At 40.0% G+C, this 13,953-nt stretch carries 14 protein-coding genes; all 14 read right to left on the bottom strand.

Annotated elements, in window-relative coordinates:
* Positions 1-64 precede the first annotated feature (64 nt).
* On the bottom strand, positions 65-2,233 hold the full coding sequence (gene pknB / locus IGI42_RS11010; RefSeq protein WP_438715904.1) for a Stk1 family PASTA domain-containing Ser/Thr kinase: 2,169 nt from the start codon (positions 2,231-2,233) through the stop codon (positions 65-67).
* Positions 2,230-2,973, bottom strand: a complete 744-nt coding sequence (locus tag IGI42_RS11005) for a Stp1/IreP family PP2C-type Ser/Thr phosphatase (protein ID WP_438715902.1) — start codon at positions 2,971-2,973, stop codon at positions 2,230-2,232. Before IGI42_RS11005 ends, pknB begins: the two co-directional genes overlap by 4 nt.
* 12 nt (positions 2,974-2,985) lie before the next feature.
* Positions 2,986-4,347, bottom strand: coding sequence for a 16S rRNA (cytosine(967)-C(5))-methyltransferase RsmB (rsmB, locus tag IGI42_RS11000; protein WP_438715901.1), 1,362 nt, complete (start codon positions 4,345-4,347; stop codon positions 2,986-2,988).
* Complete coding sequence (gene fmt, locus IGI42_RS10995; protein WP_438715899.1) at positions 4,347-5,288, bottom strand: methionyl-tRNA formyltransferase; 942 nt, start codon at positions 5,286-5,288, stop codon at positions 4,347-4,349. Before fmt ends, rsmB begins: the two co-directional genes overlap by 1 nt.
* Complete coding sequence (gene def, locus IGI42_RS10990; protein WP_438715898.1) at positions 5,281-5,772, bottom strand: peptide deformylase; 492 nt, start codon at positions 5,770-5,772, stop codon at positions 5,281-5,283. The genes fmt and def overlap by 8 nt, the downstream gene beginning before the upstream one ends.
* A gap of 9 nt (positions 5,773-5,781) precedes the next feature.
* Entirely contained in the window at positions 5,782-8,184 is a 2,403-nt protein-coding gene (priA, locus tag IGI42_RS10985; protein ID WP_438715897.1) for a primosomal protein N', read from the bottom strand.
* 247 nt (positions 8,185-8,431) lie between these two features.
* Positions 8,432-8,914, bottom strand: a complete 483-nt coding sequence (gene tnpA / locus IGI42_RS10980) for an IS200/IS605 family transposase (protein WP_438715896.1) — start codon at positions 8,912-8,914, stop codon at positions 8,432-8,434.
* A 173-nt stretch (positions 8,915-9,087) separates the two neighbouring features.
* A complete protein-coding gene (gene rpoZ / locus IGI42_RS10975; RefSeq protein WP_438715895.1) occupies positions 9,088-9,393 on the bottom strand; it encodes a DNA-directed RNA polymerase subunit omega in 306 nt (101 codons plus the stop codon).
* 4 nt (positions 9,394-9,397) lie between these two features.
* Positions 9,398-10,012, bottom strand: a complete 615-nt coding sequence (gene gmk, locus IGI42_RS10970; protein WP_438715894.1) for a guanylate kinase — start codon at positions 10,010-10,012, stop codon at positions 9,398-9,400.
* Positions 10,013-10,106: 94 nt separating this feature from the next.
* Positions 10,107-10,391 (bottom strand): hypothetical protein, encoded by a 285-nt coding sequence (locus tag IGI42_RS10965; protein ID WP_438715893.1) that lies wholly within the window; start codon positions 10,389-10,391, stop codon positions 10,107-10,109.
* A 13-nt stretch (positions 10,392-10,404) separates the two neighbouring features.
* Positions 10,405-11,289, bottom strand: coding sequence for a YicC/YloC family endoribonuclease (locus IGI42_RS10960; RefSeq protein ID WP_438715892.1), 885 nt, complete (start codon positions 11,287-11,289; stop codon positions 10,405-10,407).
* Positions 11,290-11,298: 9 nt separating this feature from the next.
* A complete protein-coding gene (locus IGI42_RS10955) occupies positions 11,299-11,517 on the bottom strand; it encodes a YdbC family protein (protein WP_438715891.1) in 219 nt (72 codons plus the stop codon).
* Entirely contained in the window at positions 11,487-13,127 is a 1,641-nt protein-coding gene (locus tag IGI42_RS10950; protein ID WP_438715890.1) for a patatin-like phospholipase family protein, read from the bottom strand. Before IGI42_RS10950 ends, IGI42_RS10955 begins: the two co-directional genes overlap by 31 nt.
* A 61-nt stretch (positions 13,128-13,188) precedes the next feature.
* The gene (locus tag IGI42_RS10945; RefSeq protein ID WP_438715889.1) at positions 13,189-13,902 is read right to left on the bottom strand and encodes a class A sortase; all 714 of its coding nucleotides are present in this window, start codon (positions 13,900-13,902) and stop codon (positions 13,189-13,191) included.
* Positions 13,903-13,953: the final 51 nt, after the last annotated feature.

The raw sequence follows: 13,953 nt of genomic DNA, 5'->3' as shown, positions 1-13,953 counted from the left end.
TTAGTAAAAAAAACCTAAAAAAAGCACCTTCACCGATAAGATGAAGGTGCTTTCTAAATATTTATTATGGAACAGTAATACTTGTTTCTTTATTTACATTTCTTTGTACGGCTGTAATACCATCTCTTTGAACTTCAATTGTAGCTTCTTCACCATCTCTTATGGTTACAGGTACTGCTTGACTACTGGAAGTAGTCCTTGCATCTAAAGTGAAGGTAGCTTTGTTAGACAAAGTACTGTTATTTGCATCTCTTACTAAAACCGTAATGGTCTCTGGTTGGTCATTGCTCCCTTTATATGCTGCATTGATGGTGACATTAAAGTTAGTTTCCTTAACCTCGGCCCCTTTTGAGACTCTTAAAGATACAGTGCTACCATTATCAACCGATTCGCCACTGCCAGGATTTGTTCCTATAACTCTTCCTGCATCTACATCATCGGAGAATTCTTCAGTTACAGTATATTTTAGTCCCAAATTTATCAATTCATTCTGCGCCTCATCTTGGGTCTGTCCACTTAAGTTAGGGACTTCCACTTTAGTAGGCCCTCGACTGACTTGAAGTTTAATTAAGTCATCTGCTGTTACCTCGGATCCAGCAACTGGGGTCTGTCCAATCACCGAACCTTCCTGTACTGTTTCACTATCTTCATTAATGCGTTGAATTTGAGCAGAATTAATTCCTAAGCTTATTAAAGCCGCCTCAGCTTCTTCATAAGTCATACCTGAATAGTCCGCAAGTGTAAAAGTTTGAGGCCCCTTTGAAACTTTAAAAGTAACCGTATCTGTAGAAGGATCCACTTGTTCACCAGCAGTAGGCTCTTGACTGATAACTGATCCTTTTTCAACTTCCTCATTGAATTCTTCAGACGTTTTGATCTGGGAAGACACAAAACCTAAATCTCGTAATTTAGATTTAACATCATTGATTGGCTCACCAGTATAATCATCTAGTGTAATTGTTCCTACACCACTACTTACGTATAGACGAACCGAGCGATTCCGTCGGATCATACTACCAGCTTCAGGATCAGTTCGGATTACGTGCCCTTCTTCAACTTCGTTATCGGGAATTGATTCTGCACGATCTGCAACGTTTATGTCTGCTTCTTCTAGTTTTTGACGAGCTTCTGCCTCTGTCATATTTTTTACATCAGGTATTGCTACTTCTTGGTTAGAACTAGCAAACATGTAGGCAGCAAATCCACCTACTGCTAAAACTAAGAACGCTAACAAAAACCATGGCCATTTTTTTTGCGTTTTCTTTTTCATAGGCTCAACAGGTTTGTTTACCAATTTTGGCACATCAGGTTTATTTTCTATTGTCTCTATATCATCGTCAGTTATAGGCGTTAAAACTTTCGTCTCATCATGCATTGCCGTTGGTCGCCAAGGACGTTCATTTTGCCGCTCCGGAGAGAGCGCTGTAGCTAAGTCTTCTGACATTTCTTCTGCTGTTTTGTACCGGTCTGCCGGATCCTTGGCCGTTGCATTCATCACAATATTTTCTAATGATTGCGGCGCTTCTGGATCGAATACCTTCACTGAAGGTATCGTATCTTGAAAATGTTTCAAAGCAATTGTAACGGCAGACTCACCATCAAATGGAACTTTGCCAGTCATCATTTCGTACAGGATGATACCCAAAGCATAAATATCAGATTGCTTAGTAGCCATACTCCCACGCGCTTGCTCAGGTGACAAGTAATGCACCGAACCAAGTAATGAATTGGTTTGTGTTAATGATGTTTCAGATAAAGCAATTGCGATTCCGAAGTCAGTGATCTTCACTACACCTTCTTGATCGATTAACACATTCTGTGGTTTTAAATCACGATGAATGATTCCATGGGCATGGGCTAAGCTAACTGCTGAAAGAATTTGCTGCATGATATCGACAATCTTTGTATATGGAATCGGATAATGCGTTTGGATATACCGTTTTAAGTCCATCCCTCTAACGTATTCCATTACTAAATACTGCATATCATCTTCTTCACCTACATCATACACACTAACAATGTTAGGATGGACCAACTCAGTGGCTGCCAGCGCTTCCCGTTGAAAGCGACGAATAGCCGTTTGATCGTTTTGAAAATTAAATCGTAGAACCTTGATTGCAACGTCTCTGTCTAAAATTAAATCGTGGGCTAAAAAGACATTGGCCATTCCACCACTACCAATACTAGCAATGACTTTATATCGGCCATTTATTACTTTTCCGATATCTATCATTCTGGTACCTCCTCCCCAAAGTGGATCAGCAATACAGTAATATTATCGGCACCGCCTGCTTCATTAGCTTCACCAATCAGTTGACTGGTTTTGGCTGTCAAAGGTTGGTCACTTTCAATAATTGAGAGAATTCTTTCTTCACTAACCATATTAGTTAATCCGTCAGAACACAACAACAGATAATCATTATTTTGGTAAGTATGATGGGAAACGTCTACTTCCACTGTACCATACACACCTACTGAACGAGTTAAAACATTTTTTTGCGGATGAACAGCTGCCATCTCTTCAGTAATTTCACCTGATTTTACCAGTTCATTAACTAATGAATGATCATCTGTCAACTGACTAATCGTTTGATCATGAATAAAATAAGCTCGACTGTCTCCTACATGGGCCAATGTAAAATTATCTTCAAACAAAGCAGCACACACTAAGGTTGTTCCCATTCCTTGCATTTCGGGATGCTCAATACCTTCGTGATAAATTTTTTGATTTTCTTTTTGAATTTGCTGGATAAACCACTGTGCAACTTTTTCACTTTCTGAAATGTCTGAAGCTTCCCAAGCGACACCTAGGCCGTTGACCGCCATTTTACTGGCTACATCTCCTGCCAAATGACCGCCCATACCATCTGCCAAAATGGCCAATGATTGCTGTTTTTGATTCACAAAAACATTGGTATAATCTTGATTCATTTGACGTCGTCTACCGATATCAGATTGAAATTGAATTTCCAATTTTGTTCCACCTCATTTGTCATTTTTGCGCATTGCGCAGATGAAAAAGCCATCAGTCATCAGCATTTCAGGATATAGAACAAGCATTTTTTCGTGAATTGCTGGCTGCAGTATTGCATTTAATTCGATATCGATCTTTTCAAATTCTGGATGAGCCGCTAAAAAAGCTGCTGTGACTTCTTGGTTTTCTTCAGAAGTAATTGTACATGTACTATAGACCAAGATGCCACCTTTTTTTAGTGTTGGGGCACAACTTTCCAAAATTTCCCGCTGAATTTTAGGTAGTTGTTGAAAATCCTGTGGTTTTTTCTGATATTTAATATCGGGCTTTCGGCGCATCAATCCGAGTCCTGAACAGGGGGCATCGATTAGAATGCGGTCAAAGCTTTCTTCAGCAAAATGTTCCGCTGCTGTTCGAGCGTCCATTTCCATGGTCTCGACTACCTCTGACACGTGCAAACGTTCTGCGTTTTCTCTCACTAATTTAAGTTTGTGTTCGTGAATATCCAGCGCAGTTATTTTCCCTTTGCCTTCTAGTAATGCAGCCATATGGGTTGTTTTCCCACCTGGCGCTGCACAAGCATCTAAAATTAATTCTCCCGGTTGAACACCCATGGCTTGTGCTACTAGCATTGAACTTTCATCCTGGATAGTTAATAATCCTTCTTCATACAGACAACTTCCAGCCAGAAATCCTCGGTCAGCAATAATACCGTAAGGAGAAACTTCACTGATCCTAGCTTCGATTCCTTCGTTTTGCAACTGGATAATTGCTTCTTTTCGACTAATTTTTCTAGTATCTACACGCGCACTTACACGACTCGGTTCCAATAAAGATAGGCCTAATTTCCGGGTTTCTTCTAAACCGATTTCTTCAACAAACTTTTCAGTTAAAAACACAGGTAAACTAATTTCAGTTGCTAAACGTTCGATTGGATCAGTAATTGTTTCCAATGAAGGGGCCCCTTTTCTTTGCAAAGAGCGCAAGACACCATTCACAAATTTACCGATTCCAGGATTGCCTTTTGTTTTACCAATCTCGACAGCTTCATTTAAAATAGCATGATCAGGTACACGGTCTAGGAAAAGTAGTTGGTATACAGAAAGCTCTAACAAGCTTTGAACCCACGTGTCAATCCGTTTAGCCTTTGCTGTAAAAGGTGACAAATAAAAAGCCAGCAAAAGTTTGCGGCTAACCGTACCGTAAACTAGTTCAGTCAACAAGCCAGTATCTTTATCCGCTACTTGATTTTTTTTGATCATTTCATTCAGTAGCAGGTTGGAGTACGCACCGCCATTGTTGATTCGTTCAATAGTTTCCAATGCTGTATAACGCACGGAATGCAATAATTTCTTTGGAATTTTTTTCGCCATTAGTTCACCTTTTGACCTTCCGCGACTGATTGGCCGCTGCCGTTTAGAAACGCTTGAACGGTTTGTTTGCCTTTGCCGGCTGGTTGTAATTCATCAATAGATAAAACAGTCCCTTGACCGCAAGCAATGTACAAGTCTTTTTTCGTGCGCAAAACAATTGTTCCTGGTTCTGCGTTTGTTGTTTCCTCCGTTGGCGTTGCATGATAAATCTTCCAGCGAGCATCTTTATAAGTAGTAAAAGCGATCGGCCAAGGATGCATGCCTCGTACTTGGTTGTCTACTTCTTCAGCTGATTTGTTCCAATCAATTGCTTCCTGTTCTCGAGTAATGTTCGGAGAGAACGTAACCTCTGTATCATTTTGCGGTGTCGGCTGAATTTCCCCGCTAATAATTTGCGGCAATGTTTCTAACAGCAGCTCTTTACCTACGGAGCTTAATTTTTCGAACATCGTGCCAACATCGTCTTGCTTAGTAATTGGGATACTGCGTTGAGCGAAAATACCGCCAGCATCCATTTTTTTAATCATTTCCATGATTGTTACACCTGTTTCTTTTTCACCGTTCATAATAGCGTAATGCACTGGTGCACCACCGCGATATTTAGGTAGTAACGAAGCATGGACGTTAATTGCTCCTAATTTTGGAACTTGTAGTAGCTTTTCTGGCAGGAATTGACCAAATGCCGCAGTAACAATCAAATCTGGAGCCAGTTCAGTAATTTTCTCCATTTCTGGTGATCCACTGATTTTTTCCGGTTGTAAAACTAACAGACCGTTCTCGACTGCCGCTTCTTTGACAGGTGTTGGTGTAATAGTCTTTTTACGACCGACTGGGCGGTCTGGCTGGGTAACCACAGCCGCTATTTCGTAATTTTCAGCTAGCAAACCTTCTAGAATAGGAACCGAAAAAGCTGGGGTTCCCATGAATACAATTTTAGTCATCAACATGTTCCTCCATATAACGTTCTAAATCCTCTGGTGCAATTGAATCAATCACTTGATCAATAAATAATTTTCCGTGAAGATGGTCTATTTCATGTTGGAAAGCTCGCGCTAAATAACCATAGGCTGTTACCTCCATCTCGTCACCTTCTCGATCATAGTAACGAACCGTTATCTCATCTGCACGTTCAACTGTTCCATAGGTTTCTGGAATGGATAAGCAACCTTCTACATCAATAGTAGTGCCTTTTTTATTCATTATAACTGGATTGATTAGATCAAAGCGATCTCCTTCCTCAATCTCGATCACAGCTATCTGTAAATTTTTTCCAATTTGCGGGGCTGCCAAGCCAATACCATCATGAGCGATCATTGTTTCATACATATCATCCAATAATTGGACAAGTTCATCAGTCATATATTCAACTGGTTCTGCCGCTTGACTTAAACGTCGATCAGGGTGAAGTAAAATTGGGTAGCGCATGGGTTCCTCCTAAATAAAATACATGGGTTCGCTGTCAATAGCAATTAGTAGCCCACTTCGTTGTTCCTTTTGACTTTCTTGTAAAATAGTTTCTAAAGTTGGATAAAGCATGGTTTCTTTTTTATATTTGATAATTAATTGGTAATAGTAGCGGTTTTTTACTCGTAAAATGGCTCCTGGTGTTGGTCCGAGTAGAATACTCTGCGGGCTTAACGCTTGCTTTAATTGCTCGCCTAATTGATAGGCCTTCTGCGCAGCACGTATTTCTTCTTGGTGAGAAACAGTCAACTTCACTGTGTAATAATAAGGGGGGTAGTCTGTTTGATGACGAATTCCCATTTCTAGGCGGTAAAACCCTTCATAATCATGCTTTTTCGCTAATTGGATCGCATAATGCTCAGGATTGAAAGTTTGAATTAACACTTCCCCCTTCTTCTCACCTCGTCCAGCTCGCCCACTCACTTGCGTCAGTAATTGAAAGGTCCGCTCACTTGAACGAAAATCAGGTAAATTTAATGCGGTATCAGCATTAAGGACACCCACGAGTGTTACATTAGCAAAGTCTAATCCCTTAGCAATCATTTGAGTACCTAAAAGGATGTCTGCTTCATGATTGCCGAAAGCATCTAATATTTTCTCGTGAGCTCCCTTACGTCTTGTAGTATCGACATCCATACGCAACACACGAGCCTCGGGAATTAATTGTGCCAACTCTTCTTGAATTTTTTCCGTACCGGTTCCATAATAGCGGATTTTATCTTTCCCACAATTTGGACAACGATGAGGGATATTTTCCTCATGGCCGCAGTAATGGCAACGCATAGTTTTCGTATCCATGTGTAAAGTTAGTGAAATATCGCAATTCGGACATGGCAAAACGAAACCACAGTCACGACACATAACAAAGGAAGAGTATCCACGTCTGTTTAGCAGCAGAACACTTTGTTCGTCTTTAGCTAGACGATCCCGCAACTTAGTCTCCATTTTTTCTGAAAAAGAAGAACTCATACGTCGCTGCATTTCCTCCCGCATATCAACAATTTCTACAATAGGTAGTGTTGCACTCTGACTAGCACGCTGAGTCATTGTTAATAATTGGTAAACACCCTTTTGGGCTCTTGCTCGAGATTCTAGCGAAGGAGTTGCACTTCCTAAAACAACTGGACAATGGTGATATTGTCCACGCCAAATTGCTAAGTCTCTTGCATGATACCTGGGGGTCTCTTCTTGCTTATAAGTCGTCTCATGCTCTTCATCAATAATGATGACCCCTAGATTCTCTAATGGTGCAAACACCGCTGAACGAGCTCCTACTACCACTCGGGCTTCTTTTCGCTCCAGTTTGCGCCATTCGTCGTATTTTTCACCTTGTGAAAGCCCACTATGCAATACAGCAACTTCATTTCCAAATCGAGACTTGAAACGGGTAGCCATTTGCGGAGTCAGTGAAATTTCCGGCACCAGCATCATCGCTGTTTGGCCTTTTTTCAACACATCTGAAATAACTTGTAGGTAGACTTCTGTTTTACCACTGCCAGTTATACCTTCCAGCAAGAAAACTTCGTGCTCATCCACTTCAACTTTATCATGAATTGCTTGATATGCCATCTGTTGCTGCGGATTCAAGTCCAAGGCATAGGTCTGTGTAAATTCACGTTCAGCAAAAGGATCTCGATATTTTTCCATTTCTTCAAAGGCAAGCCAGCCTTTTTCTTGTGCCTGTTTTAAATTGGCTAAGGTAAAATCTTCTGCTTTCATTTGCTTAACGGAGATTAACTGATCATCAGCTAAATTCGCTAAGTAATCGACCAGCTGTATTTGCTTTGGTGCATTTTTACGAATATTATTCTTAATTCTTTCGACTTCCCTCTGATCGAAAATACGCTTGATATATCGTTCAGTTTTCACTTTATTTTTCGTATGTACTTCATAACGTAATTCTACTAGATTTTGATCTCTTAACTGAGCCATTTGCTTTAGTAAACCTTGTTCCTCAGCCTCATCCCAATTCATCTCAGTTTTCCCGCCAAATATTTGATCACTTATCGTTTCATCTTCAACCAGCAAATAGAGCTTTTTTTGGTAATTGGCTTTCATGACACTCGGCAACATAGTTTGCAGGCAGGTAATTTTGAATGCAAAGGTGGTGTCCTTCATGTAGTCTGCTAGCTGTAACAGTTCGTGATTTAAAACAGGCGTCAAATCCAATACCCTAATAATTGCTTTTAGATTATCCGCAGGTGACTCTTTACTTTCTTGCAAATCAACGATAAAGCCCTGTACATGACGGCTTCCAAAGCTGACCTCTACTCGCATTCCGATTTCAACAGCCATTTGGGGCGGAACCAAATAGGTAAACGGTTGATCCGTCTGCATTGCCGGTACATCTACAATCACTTGTGCTAGTTTCATCCATTTCCGCCTCCTTATTGTCTGTATTGTACTAAAAATTTCCTAATAATGAATTAAAATTAAACTACTAATTGACAAACTTGTACTTTTTTTGAAAAATTTATCCACTAAATCATGACCACCCGTGAAAACGGGTGGTTTGCTCTGTGGGTGAAACCCCTTGTTGCTATGACTACGCCTCAAGACGCTACCCTTCACTTTGTTCAGGCTCATTGTCTTTGCCACTTTCACTACCAGTTAAACTGGGTTATTTTTTTCGGAATCCTCCATCTGAAAATGGATCCTCATACTCCCTTACACTCAACTTATCAATTGCTTGGTCGTGTTGCTCCTGCTCTCGAATATATTTTGCGATTGTTTTCTCATTCAATCCCACTGTACTTACATAATATCCTTCTGCCCAGAACTTTCGATTCCCATATTTATACTTCAGATTAGCATGTTTATCGAATATCATTAATGCACTTTTTCCTTTTAAATATCCCATGAAACTTGAGACACTCATTTTGGGCGGGATACTTACTAAAATATGCACGTGATCTGGCATCATATGACCCTCTATAATCTCCACTTTCTTATACTTGCATAACCGTTGAAAGATTTCGATTAAGTCTCGTCTTACTTGATTATAAATCACTTTTCGTCTAAACTTTGGAGTGAACACAATGTGATATTTACACATCCATTTTGTATGTGCTAAACTGTTCGCTTTGTTTGCCAAAAATACCATTCCTTTCTATTTGAGCCTGAACACTTTTATTGTAAAGGAATGGTATTTTTGATGGTATAACCAGTTGTCTCTACCCGCATAGCGGGTAGTTTTTTTGTTTCGGACAAAATTCGTCCGAAACTGGGCGTTTAGGCCCACAATAAAAAAGGAAACAGGTGTAAATACACCTGTTCCTAATTGTTTTGTTCGTTGCGGATACGAGCTTCTAATTCGCGTTGTTCCCGTTCCCGTTGCATTTTTCGTTCTTCTTCTTCTAACTTTAAACGTTCCCGTTTGATTTCTGGATGCGGGTCATTGATCACAGTACCTGCGTCAATCTCTTCCAAAGCCTGACCAACACTTTTTACAGAATCAAAGTTGTTCAAGGTTGGCTTAGCGCCAGAATCTAATTCGTGAGCACGTTTGCTGGCCAAGATTACCAAAGAATATTTGGAGTTAACATGGTCTAACAACGTGTCAATTGAAGGTTTTAACATCATAATCTTATATCTCCTTTAACATTTTAATATATTTCCCAATTACACGATCTACTCGATAATGCTCGCTAATAATAATATCCTTAATCCGATTCACTGCTAAGTGCACTTCGTCATTTACTACAGCATAATCATAAAGAGCCATCATTTCGATTTCTTCACGGGCTACTTTCATTCGTTCATCGATCACTTCAGGACTGTCTGTACCGCGACCCACAATACGTGCCTTTAATTCAACTAAATCTGGCGGCGTCAGAAATATGAAGACACCATCTGGCACTTTATCTTTTACTTGCTGTGCACCTTGAACTTCAATCTCTAAGAATACATCTTTCCCACGATCTAAAGTCTCATTTACGTAAGTTAGCGGTGTTCCGTAGTAGTTCCCAACATACTCAGCATATTCCAACATTTCTCCGGCTTCGATCATTGCTTCAAATTCTTCACGGGTTCGGAAATAATAATCGATACCATCTATTTCTCCTTCTCGCTTTTGACGGGTGGTCATAGACACTGAATATTCAAATTCATTGTCATCCCGTTCAAAAATTGCTTTACGAACAGTCCCTTTACCAACACCTGACGGTCCAGACAACACAATCAACAGTCCTCTTTCAGACATACTAACGCCCTTTCATGGTCTTTTTTCGCTAACGTTTATTGTGCACTTTTTTTGCCGAGATTTCAAGGGGTATTCGCATGGTGACACCTATTTCTTAAAATCCCATGTTGGATAGCGTATTGATGACATCCCGCAACTCGCCCTGGTGCTTAAGTTTTTCATCCACAGGGTCAGCTACTTCTTCCACCGTAATTGATACAACGAACCTGCGATTTAGAGTCACATAAATTCCTTCATTGACTATGATATTTATTTCTTTTTCGCTACAGGAAACCACGGCATCTTCCCACACCTTGAACCCTTTCTTCTCAGAGGCAACCGCCCGTTTAACAATACTGTGCCCGTTGCTTTGATGAAACGTTACATCGTAATACTTCATTGTATAAACACTCCTATTCCACATTTTGGATTTGTTCACGTATTTTTTCTAAGATCGTCTTTAATTGTACCACGATGTCTTTAATTTGAATGGGACTAGACTTTGAACCAATCGTGTTCACTTCACGATTCATCTCTTGAAGTAGAAAATCCAGCTCTCGTCCAACTGGTCCAGCCGACTGCAACAAGCTGTTCATCTTTTCTAGATGAATACTCAAACGATCCAGTTCTTCATGCACGTCACCACGTTCTAGCAAAATAGCCATCTCTGTCAGCAGACGGTCTTGATCCACAGCACCACCTAAATATTCCTGTAATTTCTCTTCGAAACGTTTTTGATAGTCTGCCTCGTAGACATCTACAAATTGTTTTAGTTCTTTAATTTGAGTAAAAATGTCTTGCTGGTAACTTGCAAGGACTGCTTGAATACCATTACCTTCTGCTTTACGACTTTGAACAAGTTGCTGGAAGGCTTGCATGGCTGCCTCCTGAACTAAAGATTCTAGCGTCTCGTCAGATTGCTGGCTATCTTCTAATGTCACATAATCGTCTTGCTCCAAACTTTTCAACAAAATTTCTTTTACAGGCAGATCAGTAACCCCGTAGCGTTCTTGGGCGCCCGTTTTAAGCTCCTTAATTAATTGGTCCAAAAGTTCCCACTGAATAATAACTTTTTTATTTCCTGTCTTCAAAGGAGCTAAATTAATATACATATCCACTCGCCCACGTTGAATTTGTTCTTTAGCAATTTTCCGCAATAATGTCTCATACGCATTCAGCTCTTTAGGCATGCGTATCTGCAAATCCAGAAAGCGATTGTTAACACTCTTTAATTCAATGCTTAATTCGTAAGCCTCATTTACAGCAGTCCCTTGGCCATACCCTGTCATACTTTTCATAGTTAACCTCTACATTTCCTTGATAATTTTCTGCAGCGCCTCAAATTCTTCGTTGGACAAGGTTACACCTTTACCCATTTTCTCATGTTCAGGTGCCCAATCTCGCAAATCAAACTTTGGTGGGCGACCATTCCAGCTAATTAAATTCAATTCCTTACGCCAGCCTTTGGCGTTTTCCGATAATACTGCAATTTCTTCTACAATTTCGTAACTAAATTCTCCTGCCATAGTACTTCCTCCTGAATGAATGTTAAAAATAAAGCCAGCAAGGTGGGCAACGGCCATGCTGAAAAGGCAGCTTCCCAATTATCCACCGGTTGTTGGTACAATTTTATCGTACGATTATAGGCGGATAACCGATTCATTTCTTGCCAGCGCTGATTCAAATGTTCTTTTACCGAAACGACCGAAGTCATTTCTATATCTTTTTCGATATTTTGACAAAGCTTGTTCACTAAACTACTGACCTGATAAACCTTTAAAGGTGAAACCTGCCGCCACTCCGCCCATTGCTCTAACATTGAAAGACTCAAATGCTCTAATGGCTGATCATAAATTTCCCATTGAATATCTGATAACTCTGTTAATGAAATAGTCAGCTTTCTTTGCACATAGGAAACAAATGCTCGCGTTAATTGCGTGAAATTTTCTGTCGGTTCAAAAAAATACCGACGCCCTTGGTTATTTCCCAAATAGCGCTGCATTTCAAGATAGCCTAATTGGATATTTGCCTTTGAACGATCTGACTCAAACAGCAACATCTCCCCTAAATCCCAAGTGCTTGCCAGCTTGATTGCAACCACATGTGAAGTCAGCTTCACCGACTTATCCAAACCTGGACCATGCACGTCTACTATAATAACTTCCGATGCTCCCTGTTTTAAAGCCACATCAACCGGTATATTGTTGCGATAACCTCCATCAACATAAAATTGCTCTTCAATCGATTCAATCGACATTAACGGAAAAAAGGCTGACGATGCCAGCAGCCAAGATATCATCTCGCTTTGTGTTTGTTCATTTAATTTTACCACGACTTCCTTAAATATGGGAACTCGAGTAGCTACTACATATAACGGCACACTTTTAGTCAGCTTATCAGCGTCTAAATGCTCTTGAAGTAAGTTCCTTAGAGGACCAGTAGATAAACCTTTCTGTTGGATAGCTTCGAAAAAGAATTGGTGCAATTGCTGAACATGATCCGAAAAATCAGCCTGTTCTAAATCGTCAAAGCTGATTTCCAGTACTTTATCAGTCGAGATTTCCTGCCATAAAGTCTCAGCAGCTTCTAAATCCCCCTGTGCAATCAAAGCGCCATTCAAGGCACCGACTGAACATCCTACTACCCACTCAAAAGAAATTTTATTTTCTAAAAGAGCTTTCCAAACGCCAATTTGATAAGCACCGCGAGCACCACCCCCGCCGAGAACCAGCGCAGTATTATAATTTAGTTGTTTTCGCCAACCACAATCACACCTTTTATAATTTTGATTTGTCAGCCAATTAGCCAAAGGTAATGGTGCATCTAGAACAAGTATGATATGGGTTCTAAAATATTGCCGAGCAGCCTTTTCTAAAAGATAAAGCCCTTCCTGCCAGGAAAGTTCTTTGACAATTAAAAAATTTCTAATTTTCCAAGTTTTTTCTATGTTCTGAACCTCAACAAATAGTTGCCCTTCCTGATCTGTTATGCAATAAACACGCCTTTTTCTTAAGGCATGAAGCATTCGTTGGGCAGCTTGACTATGTACCACATCAAAAGGAAACAGCAAACGAGCTTGCTGAATTATTTCATGATACTTTGACAACTCAGATGGATACAATTGCTGTACCTTCATTTACTTTCTCTCCCACTTTAAAAGAAAAGCCACAAAGCCCGTAAGCTCTGTGGTTTCTTAATTAATAAGTTCGTTGCTCCATGTTAAAAGCATCTTGCATTGGTTGCGTTGCTTTTTCCACAGGCGTAACTGCTTCTAGTTCTCCTTGTACAACTATTCGCGTGATCCCGTCAATTTCCCCGCAGGTCACCAAAGTAACCTGACGCCGATCAGGTAATACATCTAGATACTTTACCTCAGTTGGCTGTACGCGAACTTTAAGCGCTGTTCTATAAGTATAAATGCTGGTCAAATCAGTTAAATATATCTTGTCTCCTTCTTGAATATTATCTAACGGGGTAAACAACAAGCCAGCTTCTGCCGCTCGATGACTAGCTAAACCATAGTTTCCTTCACCCATCACTTGGTCAGGTTCCAAAGTCCCAGCACCAAACAGTAATGCTTCATTAGACAATCCTTTAAAAATCGGCAAATTAATCGCTACAGAAGGTATAGATATACCACCAATAACTGGTAAACGTTTATTACTTAACTGCGCCCGCATCACTGCCTCTGTACTGGCAGGAACAACCGCATCGAAATCAAAAGGCATATTTTCTTGCATATTTTTATCAATATCTTCCTTAGACAGATTCGAAACAGCATAACGATCGCCGTTGTATTGAATTAGAAAGTTTTTTATTTGATTATTGAAAATTAAAGCCAATCCAATTATTAATAATAAAATTAAAAAAAAATTGATTAGCCAGCTGGTCTTTTTTCTTTTTCTTTTCATGAGCTATCCTCCATACTATAATCGATTTTATCATATCACAAAGTAAGCGTA

The sequence above is a fragment of the Enterococcus sp. AZ109 genome, from assembly GCF_051714625.1.
Lineage (GTDB): Bacteria > Bacillota > Bacilli > Lactobacillales > Enterococcaceae > Enterococcus_A.
This window is presented reverse-complemented; position numbering and strand designations above follow the sequence as displayed.